Annotated in this window: 19 protein-coding genes; 5 read left to right on the top strand and 14 right to left on the bottom strand. The window is 65.0% G+C overall.

All coding sequences use genetic code 11. The features are described from left to right. Window positions 1-33 precede the first annotated feature (33 nt). The 3 genes from KPL81_RS20595 (at window position 34) to KPL81_RS09095 (ending at window position 5,010) form a co-directional block, all read left to right on the top strand. The gene (locus KPL81_RS20595) at window positions 34-3,753 is read left to right on the top strand and encodes an RHS repeat-associated core domain-containing protein (protein WP_240549183.1); all 3,720 of its coding nucleotides are present in this window, start codon (window positions 34-36) and stop codon (window positions 3,751-3,753) included. Window positions 3,754-3,778: 25 nt separating this feature from the next. Then, complete coding sequence (locus KPL81_RS09100; protein ID WP_219791560.1) at window positions 3,779-4,306, top strand: hypothetical protein; 528 nt, start codon at window positions 3,779-3,781, stop codon at window positions 4,304-4,306. Window positions 4,307-4,632: 326 nt separating this feature from the next. After that, entirely contained in the window at window positions 4,633-5,010 is a 378-nt protein-coding gene (locus tag KPL81_RS09095) for a hypothetical protein (RefSeq protein ID WP_219791558.1), read from the top strand. Between the two features lie 105 nt (window positions 5,011-5,115). Here the strand turns inward: KPL81_RS09095 and KPL81_RS09090 are convergent, their stop codons facing one another. The 6 genes from KPL81_RS09090 to KPL81_RS09065 form a co-directional block, all read right to left on the bottom strand. Then, window positions 5,116-6,015 carry a hydroxymethylglutaryl-CoA lyase gene (locus KPL81_RS09090; RefSeq protein WP_219791556.1) on the bottom strand — a complete coding sequence of 300 codons (900 nt, stop codon included), beginning with the start codon at window positions 6,013-6,015 and terminating at the stop codon, window positions 5,116-5,118. A 165-nt stretch (window positions 6,016-6,180) separates the two neighbouring features. Further along, a complete protein-coding gene (locus KPL81_RS09085; protein ID WP_219791555.1) occupies window positions 6,181-8,220 on the bottom strand; it encodes an acetyl/propionyl/methylcrotonyl-CoA carboxylase subunit alpha in 2,040 nt (679 codons plus the stop codon). Next, entirely contained in the window at window positions 8,217-9,044 is an 828-nt protein-coding gene (locus KPL81_RS09080; RefSeq protein ID WP_240549149.1) for an enoyl-CoA hydratase-related protein, read from the bottom strand. Before KPL81_RS09080 ends, KPL81_RS09085 begins: the two co-directional genes overlap by 4 nt. Before the next feature lie 178 nt (window positions 9,045-9,222). Continuing rightward, window positions 9,223-10,830, bottom strand: coding sequence for a carboxyl transferase domain-containing protein (locus KPL81_RS09075; protein ID WP_219791554.1), 1,608 nt, complete (start codon window positions 10,828-10,830; stop codon window positions 9,223-9,225). A gap of 9 nt (window positions 10,831-10,839) precedes the next feature. Further along, window positions 10,840-12,009: an isovaleryl-CoA dehydrogenase gene (locus tag KPL81_RS09070; protein ID WP_209472364.1), complete on the bottom strand. Its 1,170-nt coding sequence runs from the start codon at window positions 12,007-12,009 to the stop codon at window positions 10,840-10,842. Window positions 12,010-12,237: 228 nt separating this feature from the next. Then, window positions 12,238-13,179 carry a sodium-dependent bicarbonate transport family permease gene (locus KPL81_RS09065; RefSeq protein WP_219791552.1) on the bottom strand — a complete coding sequence of 314 codons (942 nt, stop codon included), beginning with the start codon at window positions 13,177-13,179 and terminating at the stop codon, window positions 12,238-12,240. A 132-nt stretch (window positions 13,180-13,311) separates the two neighbouring features. Between KPL81_RS09065 and KPL81_RS09060 the strand changes: the two genes are divergently transcribed. Further along, window positions 13,312-14,280, top strand: a complete 969-nt coding sequence (locus KPL81_RS09060; RefSeq protein ID WP_219791551.1) for a LysR family transcriptional regulator — start codon at window positions 13,312-13,314, stop codon at window positions 14,278-14,280. 3 nt (window positions 14,281-14,283) lie between these two features. On the opposite strand, the gene KPL81_RS09055 is transcribed toward KPL81_RS09060, so the two are convergent. Genes KPL81_RS09055 through KPL81_RS09040 form a run of 4 tightly spaced genes read right to left on the bottom strand, consistent with a single transcriptional unit; the run spans window position 14,284 to window position 18,080 of the window. Next, a complete protein-coding gene (locus tag KPL81_RS09055; protein WP_209472358.1) occupies window positions 14,284-15,789 on the bottom strand; it encodes a tripartite tricarboxylate transporter permease in 1,506 nt (501 codons plus the stop codon). Window positions 15,790-15,803: 14 nt separating this feature from the next. Beyond that, a complete protein-coding gene (locus tag KPL81_RS09050) occupies window positions 15,804-16,283 on the bottom strand; it encodes a tripartite tricarboxylate transporter TctB family protein (protein WP_219791549.1) in 480 nt (159 codons plus the stop codon). A 23-nt stretch (window positions 16,284-16,306) separates the two neighbouring features. After that, complete coding sequence (locus KPL81_RS09045; RefSeq protein ID WP_219791548.1) at window positions 16,307-17,266, bottom strand: Bug family tripartite tricarboxylate transporter substrate binding protein; 960 nt, start codon at window positions 17,264-17,266, stop codon at window positions 16,307-16,309. A gap of 55 nt (window positions 17,267-17,321) precedes the next feature. Beyond that, complete coding sequence (locus KPL81_RS09040; protein WP_219791546.1) at window positions 17,322-18,080, bottom strand: GntR family transcriptional regulator; 759 nt, start codon at window positions 18,078-18,080, stop codon at window positions 17,322-17,324. 203 nt (window positions 18,081-18,283) lie between these two features. On the opposite strand from KPL81_RS09040, the gene KPL81_RS09035 reads away from it, so the two are divergent. Continuing rightward, window positions 18,284-19,081 carry an amidohydrolase family protein gene (locus KPL81_RS09035; RefSeq protein ID WP_219791545.1) on the top strand — a complete coding sequence of 266 codons (798 nt, stop codon included), beginning with the start codon at window positions 18,284-18,286 and terminating at the stop codon, window positions 19,079-19,081. Between the two features lie 82 nt (window positions 19,082-19,163). On the opposite strand, the gene KPL81_RS09030 is transcribed toward KPL81_RS09035, so the two are convergent. The 4 genes from KPL81_RS09030 to KPL81_RS09015 all read right to left on the bottom strand — a co-directional run bounded on the left by KPL81_RS09030 (window position 19,164) and on the right by KPL81_RS09015 (window position 23,884). Then, window positions 19,164-20,420, bottom strand: a complete 1,257-nt coding sequence (locus KPL81_RS09030) for an NAD(P)-binding domain-containing protein (RefSeq protein ID WP_219791544.1) — start codon at window positions 20,418-20,420, stop codon at window positions 19,164-19,166. Further along, window positions 20,417-20,977 (bottom strand): OsmC family protein, encoded by a 561-nt coding sequence (locus KPL81_RS09025; protein ID WP_219791543.1) that lies wholly within the window; start codon window positions 20,975-20,977, stop codon window positions 20,417-20,419. Before KPL81_RS09025 ends, KPL81_RS09030 begins: the two co-directional genes overlap by 4 nt. Before the next feature lie 106 nt (window positions 20,978-21,083). Beyond that, window positions 21,084-21,635: a DUF4242 domain-containing protein gene (locus KPL81_RS20830; RefSeq protein ID WP_219791542.1), complete on the bottom strand. Its 552-nt coding sequence runs from the start codon at window positions 21,633-21,635 to the stop codon at window positions 21,084-21,086. After that, a complete protein-coding gene (locus KPL81_RS09015; RefSeq protein WP_219791541.1) occupies window positions 21,632-23,884 on the bottom strand; it encodes an ATP-binding protein in 2,253 nt (750 codons plus the stop codon). The genes KPL81_RS20830 and KPL81_RS09015 overlap by 4 nt, the downstream gene beginning before the upstream one ends. Between the last annotated feature and the right edge of the window lie 78 nt (window positions 23,885-23,962).

Below are 23,962 nucleotides of genomic sequence, written 5' to 3'. Positions count from 1 at the left end.
CTAGGTAAGCTGCTAGATCTCAACAACCCCGCCATGCTCGATGGACTGGCTAACCGTTGCAGCGCCTGCGAGCCTGCCGTGGGCAGTCCGGTCAATCCGCTGCTGGGCGCCAAGCTGCTGCCCGCCGAAACCGACTTTGCCCTGCCGGCACCGCGGCCTTTCGTGTTCTCGCGCGGCTACCTCTCCGCCAATGCCCGTATCGGCGTGCTGGGGCAGGGGTGGTCGGTACCCGGCGATGAACTCTCGCTCACTCTGCGCGACGATGCCTGTGTGATCCACGATGCCCAGGGCCGCGACATCACCTTCGGCGCCCTGGCGCCGGGTCAGTCGCGTTACTCGCCCACCGAGCAGCTTTGGCTGCGGCGCGGTGGCGAGCCGGCCGAGGATGGTAGGGATGAGTTAGGCAAGGATGGCGAAAGCGTCCGCTGGCAGGCCTTGCCCGAAGCCCTGCGCCACGACCCGCAGACCATCGTGCTGAGCGATGCCGGTGGTCTCTACTACGTCTTCGCACCGATGCAAGAGGCATCGCCCACCTGGCGCCTCGCCCAGGAACTGGACCGCAACGGCTATGCCACCACCTACCGCTGGGAAGCCGAGCTGCTCGTCCAGGTCGAGGACAGCGCCGGGCGCCACTTCCACTTCGACTACGAAGCGCTGTCGCCGGCGGGCGAGGGTGACAGCGGCCAGCGCCTCAGCGGCGTACGCTTGGTGCGTGAGGCCGATGGCAGCGCCCAGGACAACTGGCTGGTGCGTTATGCCTACAGCGAGGAAGGCGATCTGATCAGCGTGCGGCTGCGTCATGGCGAGGTCGTACGCGAGTTCGAATGGCAGAACCACATACTCACGGCCCACCGCGTGCCCGGCGGTATCGAAGCCCGCTACACTTGGGATCGTCATGCCCCGGAGGGCCGGGTCATTGCCCAGGAGGAGAGCGGCGGGCTAAAGCGTACCTATGCCTACCATCCGGACCACACCCTGGTGACCGACAGCCTCGGCCGCGAGGAGCGCTACCACTTCAGCGGCACTGGCCCCGGCCAGCGTTGGACGGCTCACACCCGTGCCGATGGCTCGGTCATGCAATACCGCTACGATCACGCCGGGCAGCGCATTGCCACCGTCGATCCGCTCGGCCGAGAGACAGCGCTCGAAAGAGATGAAAGCGGGCAGGTCATCGCCCAGATAGGCCCCGACGGCAGCCGCTGGGAAATCACCCGCGACGCCCAAGGGCAGCCCATCGCCGTGGCCGGCCCGGAAAACCATCGTTGGCAGCTCGAGCGCGATGCCCGCGGCAACCTCATTCGTGTCACCGGTCCCGAGGGCACCGCCACCTTCGCCTTCGAGAATGAAGCGCTACCCGATCGTCCTACCGCCGTCACCGACGCCGGTGGTAGCACCCGCCGACTCGAATGGAACGCCCTTGGCCAGCTCGTTTCCGAGACCGACTGCTCCGCCCAGACCACCCGCTACGACTACGACAGCCGTGGCCACCTGCTGGCCGTGACCAACGCTCTGGGTGAAACCACCCGCACCACCCACGACGAGATGGGCCGGCGCATCGCCACCCAACTGCCTGACAGAAGCCGCTGGCAGCATCACCACGACCGGCAGGGCAGGCTAGTCGAGCAAGAGGGACCGCAAGGCTACCGGCATCAACTCCACTACGACGCCCACGGTCGTCCTGTACTGCGAATCGACGCCGACGGCGGCCGCGAGCATTACGCCTACGACGAAGCTGGCCGACTCAGTGAACTGACCCTTGCCAACCGCGCCGGCTACCGATTCGAGTACGACGAGATGGATCGTCTCGTCAGCGAGACCGGTCCGGACGGCCGCGAGCAACGCTACGCCTACGACGCTGCAGGCCAACTGAGTACTCGTACCGAAGCCCACCGGCTTGGTCCCGACGGGCAGCCGCTCGCCATTCGTTATGACTACGATGCCAATGGTCGCCTCGCTGCCCGGCACCTGCCCGCAACCGAGTCGGCCCCGGCCAGCACTGAGCGCTATCAGTGGCGCGCCGATGGCCAGCTCAGCGGTGTCGTCAATCCTGAGAGCGAGGTCACCTTCGCTTATGACACTGCCGGTCGTCCCATTGGCGAACGGCAGCGCCATCATGCCGATGGCGACATCGCTGCCTGGCAATGGCAGCACCAGCAGCGCCTGACCGCCACCGGCGCGCCCCAGGCCAGCCGCTATGGCGATCTGCCCGAACTCGCCTGGCACACCTACGGCAGCGGCCACCTGCACGGCCTCAGCGCTCCCGGGTTGGGCCTCGAACTCGCCCTCGAGCCCGACGCCCTTCATCGTGAAACCGAGCGGCGCCTGAGCAGCGCCGATCAGCCCCAACCGCTGATCCTCGAGCGAGGCTACACGGCACTTGGCCAACTGGATCATCTCAGCCTGCGTGGCCCCGGTAGCGCTCAGAACGAGCAGCACTATCGCTACGACGCCCTCGGCAGGCTCAGTTTCCGCAGCTCAGGGCAGGGCAGTGGCAGCCCGATCATCGCCTACACCTATGACGCGTCAGGGCGCCTGATCGCCAGCCAGCACGGCGACAGTGCCCACCGCTACCCGGTGGACGCGGCTGGCAATCGACTAAATGCCCAGCCGGGTGAATCTACACGCCCGAACGCCGCCAACCAGCTCAGCGAACTCGACGGCAGCCGCTACCGCTATGACGGCGCCGGCAACCTGATCGAGCGGGAACAGCCCAATGGTGAACTACTCCACCTCGGCTACGACGGCGCCAACCGCCTGGTGCGGTTGACCCGTACCAGCACCCAGGGAGCTACCGAAGAAGCCCGCTACCGCTACGACGCCCTGGGGCGGCGCATCAGCAAGACCGTCCATCACGCCAACGGCACCACCGCCACCACCCACTACGGCTGGGATGGCGATCGGCTCGTGCACGAAGCGAAAGAGCGCCACCAAACCACCGTGGTCTACGAGCCCGGCAGCTTCGTACCCATGTTCCGAATCGACCAGGCCGGCGATGGCGCAGCCAAGCAGATCAGTGCCTATGTCACCGATGCTCTCGGCACACCCATGCAGCTCGTCACGCCACGGGGCGACACCCTGTGGCAAGCCCAGCCCGACGACTGGGCCGCGGTAACCAACGAGCAGGGTAGAACAGCACAGCCCATCCGCTTCCAGGGCCAGTGGTACGATGAAGAGAGTGGTCTGTACTACAACCGCCACCGCTACTACGACCCGCAGCAGGGCCGGTACATCAGCCAGGACCCGATTGGTCTGAAGGGTGGCAGGAATCTGTATGGTTATGTCAGCAACCCGACCGGGATGGTGGATCCGCTGGGGTTGTTTGAGTGTACCAATGACCGACCTGCAGATGATGGTTTCATTTCAGGGCTTTGGAGGAGTTCAACGTCGTGGCACTTCGCAGGGAGAGCATGCAATAATATTGGCTTGCCTGATTATTCCGAAGTAAATGCCCACAACTCCGAGTGGCAGCTTTTGAGCCCTGCACAATCTATTTTTCATGACAACGGAATTGGGTTGCCAGAGCAGAAGTTTATCCACCCGGATGGAAGAGAAGTGGTCTTTGATGGGGATACCCTTGAAATTATCACTGATCCCAGGTATGTCGGAACATATAATTACGTTAATCCTGCACCCATTCCAAATGAATGGTATGACGTTAAGGGTTGGGGGGCTTGGGCTGGAAAAGGCCTAGGGCATGGTGTTTTAGACGTTTTGCCGTATGCACTGGGAGGTAATGTGAGAGGTCCCCACTAATGGACATGACCGATGAGGTTAGAGGATGAATATGAGGTTCTTATTTATGGCTGGTTTTTTTTCTATTATTATGAGTTCGCTCACTGGCTGCAAGACCGCAGAAATAGTTCATTATGAGCACCGTCCCTCTAAAGATTTTTATGACGAGTTAAATTTTGATTCACATGAGCTTGAAGAATATAAAGATGGGGAGGTTCTCTTTACTATTTCTGTAAAGCAGGCGTCGTTTGAGGAGTATTGGGCATGGTTGGGGTTGTATGCAGAGGAGGTGCCTGATATACCTATCTATGTGTTGGGGGCTAATTTTCTCGGAGATGGGTGGGAGGAGAACTACCAAGTCGATAGTGAGGCTTTGTTGAGGGAAGAAGTTGCTGGTAGTGGGCTGGTGACGGAAGGGGTGTTGCTTCACAAAATAAATGGTGAGCTGTTAAAGCGCTTCGAGAAAGCATCAGCAATAACATTGGAAGTGATTTATTCAATAGATGGTGAGGAAAAAGTAATGCATTTTCTTCTAGAGCGGCGAGTGGAAAGGCAAACGGTTTTTCCAACTTGATTCGGTTTGTTATATTTTTTGTTTTTATTGCATATGCTACGGGTGTAATGGCCTCTCCTCTGGATGATAGTCGAGAGGCGCGATCTGAATCTGGAGGCATGGAAGGCTGGCGAGGGTGCAGATCACCTCAAGGCGCAGATTGACTTCCCCTGGTCCCGTCAGCGCTGCCAGCTCACCCCCCAGCTCGGCAAGGTGGAGATGACTACTTACCGTGAGCAGCGGGAGGCTGCAGTGGCATGAGGGAAGCGGTTACTACTTACTATTGAGCCCGGTTTAACTGGGATCATCCCACGGCAAGAAAGAAAAATGGATTATAGGAGATATCCATGCGTGACTTCATCGCCATGACGTTCGGTGGCCTTTCGCTGCGCTACTTCCTGCGTCAGCTATTCTTCGGTGCCGGTATGTCGGCTCTGATCGTATTCATGGTTGTGCAGGGAGACGCGCAGCTACGAATGGATCAACTGGTGCTGCTGATGGTAAACGCCTTGCTGTACCCCTATTCACGCTTCGTCTATGAACAGGTGATAGGCTTCTTGATAGGAGACAATGTGTTCTTCGTCAATGCCGTGATGATGCTGGTCGTCAAGATGTTCACCATGACGCTCTGCTGGGGCTTCGCAATTTTCATTGCACCGCTGGGGCTTGCATATTTGTACTTCTACCATCGCCGGGCGCAGAGGCAGGAAAACCTCGAGGGGTAAGAAAAACCAGGGAAGCCATAGCAAGCCCACTCCCAGCGCCGCCCACAATTAAGGAGCCCCTGAGCCAGTCACCTGGCTCAGGGGCTTTCCGTTTCTACCACCTACTTACTTCGCTGCCAGCGCCACGCCTACCTTCGAGCGGTTCGGTCGGCCGATGGTGCGGGTAATCCAGGTGCCGGTGTCGGCGAGCTTGTCGAGGTCGATGCCTGTCTCGATACCCAGGCCGTTGAGCAGATAGACCACGTCTTCACTTGCCACGTTGCCGGAGGCGCCCTTGGCGTAGGGGCAGCCGCCGAGGCCGGCGACGGAGCTGTCCACCACGCTGATGCCTTCTTCCAGCACGGCGTAGAGGTTGGCCAGCGCTTGGCCGTAGGTGTCGTGGAAGTGGGCGGCGAGCTTTTCCATGGGGATGTCGCGGCTCACGGCTTCGATCATGCGCTTGGCGGCGAGCGGGGTGCCGACGCCGATGGTGTCGCCGAGCGAGACTTCGTAGCAGCCCATCTCGAACAGCGCCTTTGAGACTTCGGCCACCTTGGCCGGGGCGATTTCGCCCTCGTAGGGGCAGCCGAGCACGCAGGAGACGTAGCCGCGCACGCGCAAGTTGGCCTCTCTGGCTCGCTCCAGCACGGGGGCGAAGCGCTCCAGGGATTCGGCGACGGAGCAGTTGATGTTCTTCTGCGAGAAGGACTCACTGGCGGCGCCGAATACCGCCACTTCCTCCACGCCGCACTCCAGCGCCGCTTCCAGCCCCTTGAGGTTGGGGGTGAGGGCGGCGTAGGTCACGCCCTGGCGGCGCGTGAGGCCGGTCATCACTTCACGATGGTCGGCCATCTGCGGCACCCACTTGGGCGAGACGAAGCTGGCCGCTTCGATGTAGCTGATACCGGCGGCGCCCAGGCGGTCGATCAGTTCCAGCTTGGTGGCCGTGTCGATCGGGTTGGGTTCGTTCTGGAGCCCGTCGCGGGGCCCGACCTCGACCAGGCGCACATGCTTGGGAAATGCCATCTTCTACACTCCTATCCTGTCTCGGCCGTGGTCATGATCCGCGGCTGAACCGTCGACAGGTCTCCGAGGGGGCGCTGTAAACCCATCCTTGGGCGCTACCGATGCCATCCCTGGCATCGGACCCCCTCAACGACCTGTCCCCGGCGCCGCTCGCCATGGCTACTGTTACTCTACCGGGGCGAATTCGAGCAATACGTCTCCCTGTCCCACCGTATCGCCGGCATTGAAGTGGAAGCTTTCCACGTGGCCGTCGGCGGGGGCGGTCATGGTGTGTTCCATCTTCATGGCTTCCATGACCATCAGCGGCATGCCTTTCTCCACCTTCTGGCCGGCTTCCACCAGCAGCGCGACCACGGTGCCGTGCATCGGCGCGGTGAGGGTCGATTCGGCTTCGTGGTGGCCATGGTCGATGGCGTCGATGCGGCGCCAGAACAGGCGGGTTTCGCCACGCGGGTCGACCATCACGACGACGTTGCCGTCACGCCGCGCCTGCAGGCGGCGGCGGTGGCCATTGAGGGTGACGGCCACGGCGTCGCCTTCAAGGTGCTGCAGGCGGGCGGTGAGCGTCTCGCCGCCGATGGTCAAATCCCACGGGTCGGCGCCGCTGGCGCGGGTGCCTTCCACGACTACTACGCTCGCTTCATCTTGCACGTGCGCAGGGTCGCAGAGCGAGATGCGGATGGTGTGCGGGGCGTTGAGGCGGAAGCCGTCGTGGCGGTCCCACGGCGAGTCGCTCTCGCACTCGCGGGCGAGCTGGTTGAGGCCGATCAGCGCGGCACCGGCGTACTCTTCGATGCTGTACTGCTTGGGGGCGAAGAGGGTGGCTTCATTCTTCTCGATGAAGCGGGTGTCCAGCTCCGCGTTGCGGAACGCCGGGTGGGTGGCCAGCCGCTGCAGGAAGGCGCGGTTGGTCACCACACCCTGGACGTCCAGCGCCGCCAGTGCCCGGTTGAGGGTGGCCAGGGCCTGCTCGCGGTCGTCGCCGTGGACGATCAGCTTGGCCAGCATCGGGTCGTAGTGCATCGAGACCGCGTCGCCGGTTTCCACGCCGCTGTCCAGGCGTACTTGACGCGGGTCGAGTCCGGCACCCTTGAGGTCCATGGCGAAGCGCTCGAGCTTGCCGGTGGCGGGCAGGAAGTCCTGCTCCGGGTCTTCGGCGTAGAGGCGCGCCTCGAAGCTGTGACCGGTGATAGTCAGCTCGTCCTGCTGCAGCGGCAGCGCTTCGCCCATGGCCACGCGCAGCTGCCATTCGACCAGATCCTGGCCGGTGATCATCTCGGTGACGGGGTGCTCCACCTGCAGGCGGGTGTTCATCTCCATGAAGTAGAACGAGCCGTCCTTGTCGAGCAGGAACTCGACGGTGCCGGCGCCGACGTAGCCGATCTCTTTGGCGGCGCGCACGGCGGCTTCGCCCATCTCGCGGCGCAGCTCGGCGGTCATGCCGGGGGCGGGGGCTTCCTCGAGTACCTTCTGGTGGCGGCGCTGCACGGAGCAGTCGCGCTCGAACAGGTAGACGCCGTTGCCGTGGCTGTCGCAGAACACCTGCACTTCGACGTGACGCGGCTGGGTCAGGTACTTCTCGATCAGCATGCGGGTGTCGCCGAAGGCGGCCTGGGACTCGCGTCGGCAGCCGTCCAGTGCGGCCTGGAACTGCTCAGGGGCTTCGACCACGCGCATGCCCTTGCCGCCGCCGCCGGCACTGGCCTTGAGCAGCACCGGGTAGCCGATCTTGTCGGCCTCGGTCTTGAGCAGGGCGTCGTCCTGGTCGTCGCCGTGGTAGCCCGGCACCAGCGGCACACCGGCGTTGGCCATGCGCGCCTTGGCGGCGGACTTGTCGCCCATGGCGGCAATCGCCGAGGCGGGCGGGCCGACGAAGGTGATGCCCGCGGCGTCCAGCGCTTCGACGAAGGCGCCGTTCTCGGAGAGGAAGCCGTAGCCGGGGTGAATGGCACCGGCGCCGGTGCGCTTGGCGGCTTCCACCACCGCTTCCACCTTCAGGTAGCTCTCGCGGGCGGCGGCCGGGCCCAGGCGGACGGCCTCGTCGGCTTCGCGCACGTGTCGGGCGTTGGCGTCGGCATCCGAGTAGACGGCCACGGTGCGCAGGCCCATGGCGCGGGCGGTACGCATCACGCGGCAGGCGATCTCGCCGCGGTTGGCCACCAGCAGGGTGTCGAAGGGCGTGGTGCGGGAATCGTTCTGACTCATGAGCGGCGCTCCGAGGAATTCGTGTTGTCGTCGGCCCAGGCGGGGCGGCGCTTCTCGAAGAAGCTGGCGAGGCCTTCCTGACCTTCGGCGCTCACGCGCAGCTCGCTGATCACACGGCAGGTATGCTCGCGGGTGGCCTTGCTGTCGGAGTCGCGGGCCACTTCGGCCAGCAGCGCCTTGGTGGCGCGCTGGGCCTGGGGTGAGCCGGCCAGCAACGTCGCGATCATCTCTTCGACCGCCTCGTCGATGTGGTCGTGGCCGACGATCTGGTGGGCCAGGCCCAGTTCCAGCGCCTGATCGGCGTCGATCACTTCGGCAGTCAGCGCGTAGCGGCGCATCTGGCGCGCGCCCAGGGCGCGCTGCACATAGGGGCTGATCACCGCCGGGGAGAGGCCGATCTTCACCTCGGAGAGGCAGAACCTGGCCTTCTCGCTGGCGATCACCACGTCGCAGCAGGCGGCCAGGCCCACGGCACCGCCGAAGGCAGCGCCCTGCACGCGACATACGGTGGGGCAAGGGAGGGTGTCGAGGCCGTGCATCAGCTGCGAAAGCTTGCGCGAGTCGGCCAGGTTGCCCTCGAAGTCGTACTCGACCATGCGCTTCATCCAGCCGAGATCGGCCCCGGCGGAGAAGCTCTTGCCCTCGGAGCCCAACACCACCACGCGCACCTCGCCGTGGCGGGCGGCGTCGTGCAGCTTGTCGAGGTGCTCGTTGAGCTCGGCGATCAGGCTGTCGTCGAAGGCGTTGTGCACGTCGGGACGATTCAGCGTCAGCCGGGCGACGCCGCGGTCATCAATGCTTAGCTGTGAATAGGTTATTGCCATTTCACTGCCTCATGAATTCGGTTCTGGGTGGCTTCCCGCGGCTCTCCGCAGGCAGAAAACGCGAAGACGCTGTAAACCCTTCCCTGGGCGCTCCATTTTTCTATCCCTGAAAAATGAGCTTCGCTTGTTTCTGCCCCGGCGCCGCTAACGCCGGTTACCCTTCAGGCCGTGAAGCCGTTTACATTCTAAATACGCCGAAGCGCGTCTCTTGAACCTCGGCGTTCATGGCGGCGGCGAGCGAGAGCCCCAGCACGTCGCGGGTCTGGGCCGGGTCGATCACGCCGTCGTCCCACAGCCGGGCGCTGGCGTAGTAGGGGTGACCCTGGCGCTCGTACTGCTCGCGGGTGGGCTGCTTGAAGGCTTCTTCCTCTTCCTTGCTCCACTCGCGGCCTTCGCGCTCGTACTGCTCGCGCTTGACCTGGGCCAGCACGCCGGCGGCCTGTTCCCCGCCCATCACCGAGATGCGCGCGTTGGGCCACATGAACAGCAAATTGGGATCGTAGGCGCGACCGCACATGCCGTAGTTGCCGGCGCCGAAGCTGCCGCCGATCAGCACGGTGAACTTGGGCACCTTGGCGCAGGCCACGGCGGTGACGAGCTTGGCGCCGTGCTTGGCGATGCCTTCGTGCTCGTACTTGGAGCCGACCATGAAGCCGGTGATGTTCTGCAGGAACACCAGCGGGATCTTGCGCTGGGCGCACAGCTCGATGAAGTGGGCGCCCTTGACGGCGGATTCGGAGAACAGCACGCCGTTGTTGGCGACGATGCCCACCGGGTAGCCGTGGATGTGTGCGAAGCCGGTGACCAGGGTGTCGCCGTAGTAGCGCTTGAACTCGTCGAAGTCGGAGTCGTCGACGATGCGGCCGATCACTTCGCGCACGTCGAACGGCTTCTTGAGGTCGGTGCCGACGATGCCGTAGAGCTCGCTGGGGTCGAGCTTGGGCGGCTTGGGTTCCTGCATCTTGAGCTGGCCGCGCTTCTGCCAGTTGAGCCGCGACACGCAGGCGCGGGCGAGCTGCAGGGCGTGGGCGTCGTTCTCGGCGTAATGGTCGGCCACGCCGCTCTTCTTGGCGTGCACGTCGGCACCGCCCAGGTCCTCGGCGCTGATGCTCTCGCCGGTCGCAGCCTTCACCAGCGGCGGGCCGCCGAGGAAGATGGTGCCCTGCTGCTTGACGATGATCGACTCGTCGGCCATGGCCGGCACGTAGGCGCCGCCCGCGGTGCACGAGCCCATCACCACGGCGATCTGAGGAATGCCTTCGGCGGAGAGGGTGGCCTGGTTGTAGAAGATGCGGCCGAAGTGTTCGCGGTCGGGGAACACTTCGTCCTGGCGCGGCAGGAAGGCGCCGCCGGAGTCGACCAGGTAGATGCACGGCAGGCGGTGCTTACGGGCGATCTCCTGGGCGCGGATGTGCTTCTTCACCGTCAGCGGATAGTAGGTACCGCCCTTGACGGTAGCGTCGTTGGCGACGATCACGCACTCGACGCCACTGACGCGACCGATACCGGTGACCACGCCGGCAGCGGGTACGTCGCTCTCGTAGACCTCATGGGCGGCCAGCGCCGAGAACTCGAGGAACGGCGAACCTTCGTCGATCAGGTGGTCGATGCGGTCGCGCACGAACAGCTTGCCACGGCTCTCGTGGCGGGTGCGGGCCTTCTCGCCACCGCCCTGGCTGATCGCCGCGGTCAGCTCGCGCAGCTTCATCACCTCGTGGCGCATGGCCTTGTCGTTGGCCTGGAAGCCGTCGCTGCGCGGATTGACTTGTGTCGTCAAGGTAGCCATGGGTTCCCCTTATTTCGACTCGGCAAAGATTTCACGGCCGATCAGCATGCGGCGAATCTCGCTGGTGCCGGCGCCGATCTCGTAGAGCTTGGCGTCGCGCAGCAGGCGGCCGGTGGGGTACTCGTTGATGTAGCCGTTGCCGCCGAGCAGCTGGATGGCATCCAGCGCCACTTGGGTGGCCTTCTCCGCACAGTAGAGGATCACCCCGGCGGCGTCCTTGCGCGAGGTCTGGCCGCGGTCGCAACCGGCTGCCACGGCATAGAGATAGGCGCGGCAGGCGTTCAGCGTGGTGTACATGTCGGCGATCTTGCCCTGCACCAGCTGGAACTCGCCGATGGACTGGTCGAACTGCTTGCGCTCGTGAATGTAGGGCACGACGACGTCCATGGCTGCCTGCATGATGCCGATGGGGCCGGCGGCGAGTACGGTACGCTCGTAGTCCAGGCCGCTCATCAGCACGCGCACGCCCTTGCCTTCGTCACCCAGCACGTTCTCGACCGGCACTTCGCAGTCCTGGAACACCAGTTCGCAGGTGTTGGAGCCGCGCATGCCCAGCTTGTCGAGCTTCTGGGCGGTGGAGAAGCCGGGCATGCCTTTCTCGATGATGAAGGCAGTGATGCCCTTGGAACCGGCATCCGGGTCGGTCTTGGCGTAGACCACCAGCACGTCGGCGTCGGGACCGTTGGTGATCCACATCTTGTTGCCGTTGAGCACGTAGTGGTCGCCTTCACGCCGTGCGCGCAGCTTCATCGAGACCACGTCGGAACCGGCGCCCGGCTCGGACATGGCCAGCGCACCGACATGCTCGCCGCTGATCAGCTTGGGCAGGTACTTGGCCTTCTGCTCGGCATTGGCGTTGATCTTGAGCTGGTTCACGCACAGGTTGGAGTGGGCGCCGTAGGAGAGGCCCACCGAGGCGCTGGCACGTGAGATTTCCTCCATGGCGATGCAGTGGGCGAGATATCCCATGCCGGTGCCGCCGTCCTCCTCAGGCACGGTGATACCGAGCAGGCCCATGTCGCCGAACTTCCGCCACAGGTCGTTGGGGAACTCGTTCTTCTCGTCGATCTCGGCGGCGCGCGGCGCGATCTCGTCGCGGGCGAAGGCGTTTACCTGATCGCGCAGCATGTTGAGTTCGTCGTCGAGGCCGAAGTCGAGGGGCTTGTAGGACGTGAACATGGCGGCGGAACTCCCTAGTGTCAGTGGTAGACCAGCTGTCGGGTGATGCGGGCAAGCAGTCTCGATCCCGCAGAGTCGTCAAGATGCTACAAGACTAGGCGAGGTTGACGTTAACGTAAAGTGCAGCTTTGGGGCGTTCTACGAATGTCGAACAACAAGGGGCAGGGGGCCGTGAGCCACAGCAGGGCACCACCGAGAAGCTGGTGGCACCCTGTGACAGCGGATCGCCTAGAGGGCGATCCATTCGATGATCTGGTGGTAAAGCGGAATACCGACGATCACGTTGAGTGGGAAAGTAAAGCCGAGGGAGGCGAGCATTGCCAGGCCGATGTTGGCCTCCGGAATGGCGGTACGCATGGCCGCCGGCGCGGCGATGTACGACGCACTGGCGGTCAGCGCCGTGAGGATCAGCACCGAGCCGGTGGGCAGGCCAAGCAACAGGCCGACCGACATCCCGACCAGTGAGAGCACCAGCGGCGCGATCAGGGCGAAGGTGAGCAGCCGCCAATGGAACCAGGGAATGGGGCGCAGGGTGTCCGCTGCGGTCAGGCCCATCTGCAGCAGGAACAGGGCCAGTACTGCATGGAAGGCGCCCATGAACAGCTCGGTGACCTTGGCTCCCTCGCCGGGGCCGTACATGGCGCCGATCACCGCGCCGCCGGCCAGCAGGATCACGCCGCGGTTGGTCAGTGTCTCGTGCCAGATGCCCTGCATGGCCTCGCCGGAGTTCTTGCCGGCGTGGCGCCGAAACAGGGCGATGGCGACCATGATGGCCGGCAGTTCCAGCATCACCAGATAGAGGGTGACTTCGGCGCCAATGACCAGGTTGCGCCCCTCGGCGAAGGCCAGCGCCACGGCAAAGGTACCGGCGCTGACCGAGCCGTAGTGGGCGGCTATGCTGGCGCTGTCTGCCGCCGAGAGTCTTACCAGGCGGCGCAGCACCGGCATCAGGGCCAGGGGAATCAGGCCGCCCAGGGCCGCTACGCCGAGCAGTTCCGGAATCAGCGACCAATGAAGATTGCCGTAAAGCGACATGCCGCCCTTGAGGCCGATGGTCAGCATCAGCAGCAGGCTCAGGGTGTCATAGGCGGCCTTGGGTATGTTGAGGTCGGACTTGACCAGCCCGGCAAGCAGGCCGAGCAGAAAGAACATCACGACGATATCGGGCATGGGTCTCTCTTCTTGCTGGAGATGCACTGGCAGGATAGTCGCGGATTGTGAGGAGTAACGGATATTGATTCCAATAGAATGTAACTGGATCTACTATAGTTAATTCTCTATGGGTTGAGCCGGAGCCACGTAATGAACGTTCGCCACCTGACGTTTCGTCTGCTGCAGGTCTATGTTGCCGTGGTGCGCAGCGGCTCGGTCAGCGAGGCGGCGCGCCAACTCCACCTGACCCAGCCTACGGTGTCGCAGCAGCTGCGACGTCTGGCAGAGGCAGTGGGCGAGCCGCTGCTGAAGAGCGGCCATGGGCGGTTGAACACCACCGAGGCGGGGCGCGAGCTTTATCGCGCCAGCCGTGAGGTGCTGAGCCGCTTCGACGACTTCGAGGATTATCTGGAGGCGCTGCGTGGCGGTAAGCGTGGCCGCTTCAGCATTGCCCTGGTCAATACCGCCCAGTACGTGCTGCCACGCCTGCTCGGGCCATACAGTCACGCCTTTCCCGACGTCGACGTGACCCTCCACGTGGGGAACCGCCGCCAGATGCTGACGCGTTTCGAGCGCCAGGACGACGATCTCTACGTGTTCAGCCACCCGCCGTCCCTGGCGCATGCCCTGGCCGGGCGTTTCCTGCGCAATCCGCTGGTGGTTGTGGCCCCGCAGGGGCATCCGCTGGCACAGCGCGAGCGCATCGGCATGGGGGAATTGCTGGAAGAGCGCTTCCTGCTGCGCGAACCGGGCTCGGCGACGCGCATGATGTTCGAGAGCTGGCTGCAGGAGCACGGCTTGTCGCTGGGGCCCACCTTGCAAATGGCCAGTAACGAAGCCATTCGCGTCGGCGTCGCTGCCGGCATGGGGCTGGCCGTGCTCTCCGAGCACGTGCTACCGCCGGAGCACCCTGATATTGCGATCCTGCCGGTGGCAGATTTCCCCATCGAGAGCCACTGGCAGTTCATCGTGCGCCGCGATCGCCGCCTGCCTCATGCCGCGTTGGGCTTTTTGAGCTTCGCGGCGGGGCATCTCGACGAGTGCGTCGAGACGCGCTTCGTGGCCAATGAGCTGGCAGGACTGCTGATGGGGTTGGAAGCTGCCTCCGAGCCTTCTTGAGAGTCAAGAGCCTTGATACTGCGATTGGCGCCGCTGGCGCAGTGCCTTCCACAGCTGTGAGAGCAGCACCACGGCCAGCAGGGCAATGATGCCCAGCGATATGGGGCGGCTGAACAGCACCGTCCAGTCGTTCTGGGCGATCAACATGGTCAAGCGGAAGTTCTGCTCAGCCATGGGGCCCAGCAGCACGCCCAGCACCACGGGCGCCAGCGGGAAGCCGAGCCGGTTGAGCAGGTAGCCGGCCAAGCCGAAGGCCAGCATGACATAGAGATCGGTGACGTTGCCGTTCACGGTATACACGCCTACCGCCATCAGCACCAGGGTAGTGGGAACCAGCAGGGCGGAGGGCATGCGCAGCACCTGGGCGAACAGGCGCGTCGCCACCATGCCGCCGAGCAGCAACAACAGCATGGCCGTCAGCAGCATCTGCCACATGAAACCGAACACCACGTCGGGGGAGCGGGTGAACAGCTGTGGGCCGGGCTGCAGGCCATGGATCATCAGCGCGCCCAGTACCAGTGCCGCGACCAGATTGCCGGGAATGCCCAGCGTCAGCGAGGGGATCATGGCCGCCGCGTTGTCGGCGCTATTGCCGGACTCCGCCGCGGCGACGCCGACCGGGTTGCCGCTGCCGAAGGACTCGGGATCCGGCGCCTTGCGCTTGGCCTCGTTATAGCTGAGCAGGGCGGCCAGGTTGCCGCCGGCGCCCGGCAGGATGCCCACGGCCACACCTATCAGCGATGAACGGCTCCAGGTACGCCAGTGGCGGCGCAGCAGGCCCAGACTGCCGCCGCTCGGCTTGGCGCGGAAACTGTCGCTGTCGAAGTAGGATTCGTTGCGCTTTTCCGCCATCTCGAGCACTGGCGGCACGGCATACAGCCCGATCAGCACGATGAGCAGCTCGAAGCCGCCTGACAGGTAGAGCGAATCGAACGTGAAGCGCTCTTCCCCGCTGATGGTGTCGATGCCCACCAGGCCTATGATGACGCCGAGCAGGGCGCTGAGCATGCCCTTGCTCACATCCTTGCCCACCAGCACGGCAATGCTGACGAGGCCGAACACGGCCACCCAGAAGTACTCCGCTGGGCCGAACGCCAGGGTTACCTTGGCCAGCATGGGGGCCAGTGTCATCAGGGCCAGGGCGCTGACGATACCGCCGATGGCGGACGACCAGCAGGCCGTCTTCAGGGCCAGTCCACCCTCGCCCTTGCGCGTCATCGGGTAGCCGTCGAAGGTGGTGGCGATGGCGGCAGGCGTGCCGGGAATGTTGAGCAGGATGGCGGGAATGGCGCCGCCGTACATGGAGCCGTTGTAGATCCCTGCGACCAGCCCCAGGGCAATGATGGGATCGAAGCCGTAGGTCAGCGGCAGCATCAGGGCAATGGCCATGACCGGGTTCAGGCCGGGCAGCGCGCCGATCAGGATGCCAATCAGCGTGCCGACGAACAGGCTGATCAGCGAGCCGAACTGCAGGGCCACCGGGAGTGCATTCAGGAGCGATTCGAACATGAGCTGGGCCCTATCTAGGAAGCGAGGAAGAACTCGACGGGCAATGGGCGCTTGAGCACCACGGCGAACAGGGCGTACAGCAGCGTGATGAAGCCCAGGGTGATGCCCGCTATCACGGCGGGTCGCCGCTCTCCCAGTAGCACCGCCAGCAGCGTGATGAACAGGGCACTGGTGGTGTAGAAACCGACGATCGGCAGGGTCGCGTAGTACACCAGGGAGCAGCCTAGCGTCACCGAGAAGCGTCCCGGATGGTCGACCAGAGCGGGAGCAGGCTGGGTCGTCATATGACTACTGGCGGCGGCATCGGTCGTGGTGCGCACGGCCAGCACGCTTTTCATGCCTCGCCAGATCAGCGGCAGGGAGAACGCGCCCATCAGGGTGCCGACCCCGATGGGAACGTAGGCGGCATCGGCAAAGAAGCCTTTCCCCATCCAGACGGTGCTGACGCCAATGATGAGGAAGGCAATGCCAGAGAAGAGATCTCTGTAGTTCATGGTCTTATCGATGCCTTTGCCGGTTACTGTTGCTTGAGGCCGAGGTTTTCCAACGTCTCGCCGATGGCCTGGGTTTCCTGCTCCAGGCGCTCGCGCAGTGCTTCGCCGCGCACCAGGTTGAGGGTCTCGCCCTGGGCGGAGAGGAACTCCTGGAACTCCGGGTGCTCCACGGCGCGGGCCACGGCATCGGCGACCGCTTCGGCGCGCTCTTCCTCCATGCCTTCCGGGCCCAGCATCATGCGCCAGAGCACGGTCTCGAGCTCGGGATGCCCCAGGGCGGCGAGGCCGGATGCCTGGGGCAGGGCATCGTTGTCGTCGGCGGAGGTCACCAGCAGGCACTTGGCCTGGCCTTCTTCCACATAGGGCAGCACCGGGGTGATGGAGCCGCCGTAGATGTCGACGTGACCGCCGAGGAAGTTCTGCAGGGTCTCGCCGGCGCCGCCGAAGGGAATCGGGCGGGCGGTGATGTCGTAGGCTTCGAAGATCCGCTCCGCCGCCAGGCGCATGGTGCCGCCGACGCCATCGTTGCCATAGGTGTACTTGCCAGGGTTGGCTTGCAGCTCGGCAAGGAACTCCTCGCCGCTTTCGGCCGGGAAATCAGGCGCGACACAGAGGGTGTAGGCGCTCTGGGAGGTGCTGGTGATGGGAGTCAGCGTCTCGTAGGAGTACTGCACGCGCTGCATGTGCGGCACCGTGGTGATGGGGCTGTTCCAGGTGGAAAGCAGGGTATAGCCATCGGGACGCGCACGGGAGAATTGGTTGACGCCGATGGCGCCGCCGCCACCCGCCACGTTGAGCACGGCGACGGGCTGGCCCAGTTCCTCCTCGAGATACTGGTTGAGCATGCGTGCCACGTTGTCGGTGCCGCCGCCTGCGGGTGCCGGCACGATGAGCTCGATGGGACGCTCCGGATACTCGGCCATGGCCGGGGTGAAGGCAAGGGCCGAAACGGTAGCAGTGGTGAGGAGCAGCGTGGTTTTCATTTGTCGTACCTGTCGTTGGAGTCGTTGGGACATGGGGCGGGCATCGAGGCCCGCTTCAGGCGTTGTGTTCGCCAAGGGTGACGCGATAGCGGAAGCGTTCGGGTCGGCCATGCACGCGGCGATATTCGATGACCCGACCCACGGGGTTGCGCGCGATGCGCTCGATAACGGCAACCGGCGAGTTGGCAGGCAGTTCAAGGTGCCTGGCACTTGCCTTGGTGGCGGTGCCGAATGAAAGCTCATCCGTCGCTGACGTGATGAGAATCCCGAATTCCTGGAGGAAGACGGGGTAGAGCAGCGGTCCCATGTCCTTGGGATCGAGCGCCAGCAGCCCCTTGAAATCGGGCAGGCGCAGGTAAACCTCCTCGAACAGCATCGGTTCGCCGGACCACAGGCGAACACGCTCGAGCTTGAGGCAGCGTGTCGCCTCCGGCTCGCCGAATGCCAGCCGGACCTCGGCAGGCGTTTCGACCTCCTCGCGGCTGAGAATGCGGCTCTCCGGAATCATGGAGCCGTCGGGATCGTCGGCGTCGTGAACATGGAAGAAGCGGAACAGATCGGCGCGAAACGCCGGCTGCTTGACGAAGGTGCCGGTGCCGCGGCGACGCTCCAGCAGGCCTTCGTCGACCAGTTGCTTGAGTGCCATGCGCATGGTGGCCAGTGCCACGCCGTACTCCTCGGCCAGCCGGTTCTCCGAGGGGATCGTGTCGCCCGGTGACCACTCGCCATTGGCGATCCGCGACGCCAACTGGTCGCGCAGCCGGGCATAGAGGGGAAGGCGCCCGTCGGCTTGGGGCATGCGCAATGCACACATGGGTTCGATCTCCTGGATTCACTGTCTTGTTGCTGTCACTAAAGACCAGTGTATACTTCTAGTCAACCAGTTCTCTAGAGAACTAGACGTAAGTCTAAGCAAGGCATCCTCGAGTATTCAGCCAAGAGCCAGGCGATGGGCAGGCTCGGGTAGGAAAGCCCGGGAGAGGGAGCCAAGATGAGGAAACCAGGGTGGGAGCCAAAGTGAAGCAAGGATTCGACTGTCACGCCCATGTCTATCCGCAGGTGGATGAGATCGAGGGCTCAAACTATCGTCCGTCACGGCCGGCGCCCCTGCATGAGTGGCAGGCACATCTGGCGGCATGCGAGTTGCATGGTGGCGTACTGGTGCAGCCGAGCTTCCTCGGCCACGACAATCGTGAGCTGCTGCGGATCCTCGGTGAACTGGGGGGAAACTACCGTGGAGTGGTGCAGCTGCCCAAGGAGGCCAGCCTGACCGAGATGCGAAAGCTCGATGCGGCCGGCATCGTCGGCGTGCGCTGGAATCTCATCGAACGGCGCCGCGAACTCCCCGACCTGAACGATCCGCAATGGATCGATTTCCTCGACCGGTTGAAGGCGCTGGACTGGCACCTGGAGCTGCACCTCGAGGGAGATCGCCTGCCCGAACTCTTTCCCGCACTGCACGAGCACGGCGTCATCCTGGTGATCGATCACCTGGGGCTGCCCGTCGAGGCCGACCCCGCCGCCGATGCCGGTTTCCGCCTGCTGCTGGAAGCCGGCCGCTACGGCCGCACCTGGGTCAAACTGTCGGCGCCGTATCGATCGCCGGTGGCTGATCTGCGACCTCATGTCCGAACGCTACTGGAAGAGTTGGGGCGCGAGCGGCTGGTATGGGGCAGCGACTGGCCCTGGACCCGCCATGAAGGCAAGCACAGCTATCGCGACACCTTCGACTGGCTGGCCGAGTGGGTCGGCGATGAGGATGACCGGCGCGTGATCCTGGACCATTCCCCGCGGGAGCTGTTTCGCCTCGATTGAGTGTCGCCAGCTGGCGAAAGCCTGGCTGGATGAGAGCCCGGCCGCTCGGTGCGAGCGACCGGGCTTCTGTGCTGGTCGTGCGTCAGGCGAAGCTGGCGTGGCGTCGACCCGTTCGGGCCAGCCAGGCGGCCAGGTGAGCGCTGAGCTCTCGCGCATCGTCGTCGGCGCCGTGGATGGCGCCCGACTTGCGTCGCCGCATGAAGGGCAGCCCCATGGCATAGAGACCCGGCGCCACTACGCCGCCATCATGTAGCAGGCGACCTCGGGCATCGAACACCGGCACCTCGAGCCAGCTGAAATCGGGGCGAAAGCCGGTGGCCCACAGCACCGTCTTGATCTCGCCGGCGGCCAGGTCGAGCCCGAGACAGGGGCGTTGAGGCACCCGGGTGGGCGCAGGGCGCTCCGGAGCGGGCAGGGCAGCGTGACAGTCGTGGACGCTGGCCCAGGCATCGAGATTGTCGAGTAGCCGAGCGAGCTTGAGGTCCGCCGCCTGGCAGTGTACCGCAAGCGCCCCGGAGAACTGCAGCCGGGTGCCGGCCAGGCCCACGAGGCGCCCGACCATGCGGACGCCGCGCTCGCTCAGGGCGTTGAGGTCCAGGTCCAGCGACTCGGTGCTGCCCAGCAGCTGCGGCGAAGGCTGGCGCCGGGCACGGGCCAGGTCTTCCACCTCGTCGAAGCGCTGATCGAGCATCCCCGCCTGCTCCAGCCACCACTGGATGTCGCGACCGCGGTAGCGCCGCGGCAAGCGCAGATGCTCGCCCACGGCCAGCGTCACGGGCCACCCGCTGCGCTGGATCTCGTCGGCCAGTTGCACGCCGGTGGCCGAGGCACCCACTACCAGCACGCCACCCGGAGCCAATTGGCCGGGGTTGCGGTAATCGAGGGGTGTCAGGCTGTTGACCCAGGGCGGCAGGTCCGCGGCCAGGGCGGGCACGACGGGAAGCCGGCAGGCGCCGGTGGCCATCACCACCGCCCGGCAGCGCCAGTCGCCCTGATTCGTGACCACAAGGTAGCCATTCTCGGCCTGGCGCACCGAGATCACCTCGGTGCCGGTATGCAGCGGGGCCGAGAGGCCCCGGGCATAATCATCGAGAAAGGCGATCAGTTCCGCCATGCCCATGAAGCCATGCGGCTCCGGTCCGGCATAGGCCTGGCCGGGTAGCCGCGTCTGCCAGTTGGGCGTGAGCAGGCGCAGCGAGTCCCAGCGCTGGTGCCGCCAGGCATTGGCCACCTCGCCGCGCTCCAGGATCACGTGGTCGATGCCGTGCCGGGCCAGGTGGTGGCTCATGGCCAGCCCGGCGTGCCCGGCGCCGACGACCACGGCAGTCACCGTCTTCACTTGACCTCGACCTTGACGTGGGTGGGGTTGGTGAGCAGGTCGTAGACCGCCGAGCGTTTCTGCGACTGGGCGACCAGGGCCTCGATGTCGGCACGGCTGGCATCGGCATCGATCTCGAACCCCACGCGGATGTCGTCGAAACCGCTGCGCACTTCGGGGTCCATGCCGAGGATGCCCTGGATGTCCATGTCCCCCTCCACCGTGGCCTTGACCGAGCGCAGTTGGATACCGCGGTGCTGGGCCACGGCGGCCACTCCCGCGGTGAGGCAGGCGGCCAGGCCCACCAGTACGTACTCCACCGGGGTGGGGCCGTGGTCCTCGGCGGCGAACACCTCGGGGTGATCGGCCTCGAAGGTGAAGCGTGAGCGGTGCTGCTGGGTTTCGCCGAGGCCGTGGAAGTCCTCAATGGCAATCCGGCTGTGAGTGCCGCGGACCCAGTCGCAATGTGCACGCCAGGTGAAGCGTGCGGCGGCGGGGGCCTGAGCCAGCGCCTCGCGAGCGCCCAGCAGGGCGGTGACGTTGACGCCATTGTCGATCGGTTGAGTGGCGGTGTGCATTGACGCTCTCCTTTTATCGTTGTGTCTCGTCAGGATTGACCGTTAGCGGTCAGCTGCGAGATTCGCGGGGGCGCGTGGGACCCAGCGTGGGAGAGCGCGTGGTTTTTCAGGCTGGTGGCGTGGAATCCGCCGCGGGAGCGATACGCTGGAAGGCCCAGATGCGGCTGACCGGCATGTCGGCCTGGTGCTGGGCCCGGCGTACCGACTCGGCGTCCGGAGCGCGATAGAGGCAGAGCATGCGCTGGCGGTCGAAGGAGAACAGGGTGCGCAGGAAGTGCACTTGATGGTTGTGCAGGCAGGCTGCGCCGGCATCTTCCAGCGACTGGATGGCCTGGAAAGTCACCGGGGCGCCGAAGTGGCGCTCCACCATGACGTTAGCAGTGGCCAGCTCCGCGGCGCTGAGGGCGGGGGCGTCGTGCAGGCTGCCGCCCCACATCGAGCTCACTTCGGCGCCGGCCTGGCGCAGGCCGATGCGTGCCGATTCGAGATCCGGGGCGTGGAAGTGGCACACCAGGCGGTATCCATCGCGTGCCAGGAAGCTCTCCTGCCAGCCGATAAGGTACAGATCGAAGCAGGGCTGGGCGGCCTCGGTCAACGAGCGCACCAGTGCCGATTCGAGGGGAGCGTCGAAGCGCCGCTCCAGAAAGATATCGATCACGTTTCGTCCTCCGCGGCGGGGTGTTCCCGCAGGGCTTGCCAGCGGCGTCGGGCCCAGCCGGCTACCGGTGCCTCGGCCAGCGCTTCGGCGGCCTGGGCGTGGTACTGCAGTTCGGTGACATCATCGCGGCGACGAGCGGCCTCGGCCAGCAGGGCATGGGCTAGCAGCTGTTCGGTACGTCGCTCCAATACCCTGGCATGCTCGAGGGCTTCGCCGGCTCGCTGGCGGGCGCTTTCGATCCGCCCCCGAGTCAGGTCGAGGCGCGCCGCCTGGAGCAACAACACGGCAAGGCGATGGCGGGCGTCGGCATGGCGCAGCGTGACCAGGGCGACCCCGAACGGGTCGGGATCGTCTTCCAGCGCGTAGCGACACAGGGCCTCGGCGGCAGCGGCATAGGGGGCCTCGCTGCCATCGCGCAAGCGTTCGCCAAGCTCGCGCAGTTGCTTGCAGTGCCTGCCCGCCCCGACATAGTCGTCCCGCTCCAGGTCCATCAGCAGCAGCAGCTCCTGTGCCTGAAACTCGCCCAGACGATCGCCCATGGCCTTGCACAGGGTACGGGCTTCCTTGAAGTAGGCCTCGGCCGTGTCGAAGCGATCCTCGTGCAGGCTGAGCAGGCCCTGGGCCAGGGGGATGGCAGGGTGAGCGAGACGCTGCTCGATGGCCTGCTCGCGAGCCTGGGCGAGCAGCTCGGTCGCCTGCTCCAGGTCGCGTTCCAGCATGGCCAGGCAGCGAGCCGTCTCGGCCATGGCGATGACTTGCTCGCGCCCCTCGCTGCAGCGCATCGCACGTTCTGCCTGCAGTGTCTCTTCGTGGGCATCGCTCCACTGGCCGTGAGCCCAGCGGATGTGGCTCGCCAATTGATAGCCGAGCCGCGCGTGGGCCAGCGCACCATGCTCCAGCGCCTGCTCGGCCAAGGCCACCACGTCGCGGGCGCCGTTGTCCCAGTCCGCCAGCGGGGCGGCACGGTAGAGCACGTCGTGCAGCTCGAGAGCCAGGCAGACGCGTCGAATGTCGGCAATCTCTTCGGCCAGCGCCAACCCGCGTTGGGCATAGTGCTGGGCCTGCTCGTTGGCGCAGATCCTCAGGCAGAAGCGTCCTGCCTCGACGGTTGCCCGTGCGGCCAGGTCCAGATCGCCGCTGGCCTGGGCGTGGTGAGTCAGCTCTTGTGCCTGGCTCAGGTCGGTGAGCGGGGACTCGGCCAGCCATTCGGCGATGCGTCGATGCATGGCTTGGCGCCGAGCCGGCGAGATCGCGGCATAAAGCTCGGTAGCCATGTCGCTCTGGGTAAAGCGTAGTTCGCCGCCTTCGGCGGTGAGCCAATGGCGTCGTTCGGCGACTTCCAGCGCCGCGCCGATACGGTTGGTATCGAGTCCCGAGACGTGACTCAAGGTCGCCGGGCTGGCGGTGGGGGCAAGCAGTGCCGCCCAGCGCAGCACCTCCAGGGTGTCGCTGTCCGGCAGCGTCAGTTCGCCAACCGCAGGGAGGGACAGCGTCTCCGGGGCGGCATTCGTTGGCGTGGCGGCGGCAAGTCGTTTGGTGTCGCGCCAGGCACGCAGCAACTGGCCATTGAGCGGCAGTCCCGCCTCGCGGATCAGTCTCACGCCTAGTTGCAGCTGTTGCTCGGCTTCGCGCGGGCGGTGCTGCGCCAGCAATAGGCTGACCAGCCGGGCACGGGCAGTTTCGTCGAAGGGGGCGATCCTTACCCAGGCGTGGGCATGGGGCAGGGCGCGCTCGGGGGTATGTGCCAGGCGCGTGACCAAGGTGGCGAGCAGGGTCGTCTGGGCGCGCAGGGCCGTCTGGCGCTCGGCCAGGCACCAGCCGTTGAAGTCGGCGAAGCGATCCAGCTCCAGGCCCTCCAGGAAGGGCCCGCGATAGCGAGCGGCGGTGAGTTCGAGTCGTTCGACATCGGCTGTCTCCAGGCACTCGCCATGCAGCGCGTGCAGGGTAACCACATCGATGTCGATATCCGTGGTGTCGAGCCCCACAACGCTGCGATCGGCCCGCAACCGGGTGCGGCCCGGCGTGTCCACTAGGCGGCGCAGCTTCGACAGGCTCCAGCGCAGCGAGCCACGCGGATCGTCGGGCATTTCCCATAACAGGTCGCACAGGTGTTCACGGCTCAGGGAGCGGGTATGCAGCGCCAGATAGGCGAGCAGGGCCCGGGTCTTGCGGGAGGGTGGCAGCGCCAAGACCTGCCCGTCTCGAATCACTTCGAGGTCGCCGAGCAGGTTGAGGGTCAGCGCGTTCATCGTCTGCCCCAGTGGTAGGGAACGGTTCAAGTATAGTCCGTGAAAAACCACGCTGGCTTCCACGCTCGCTTCCTCGGC

Origin of the sequence: Billgrantia antri, from assembly GCF_019430905.1 — a bacterium.
Lineage (GTDB): Bacteria > Pseudomonadota > Gammaproteobacteria > Pseudomonadales > Halomonadaceae > Halomonas > Halomonas antri.
Note: the sequence above shows the minus strand (reverse complement) of the source record. Positions and strands in the feature narration are given on the sequence as shown.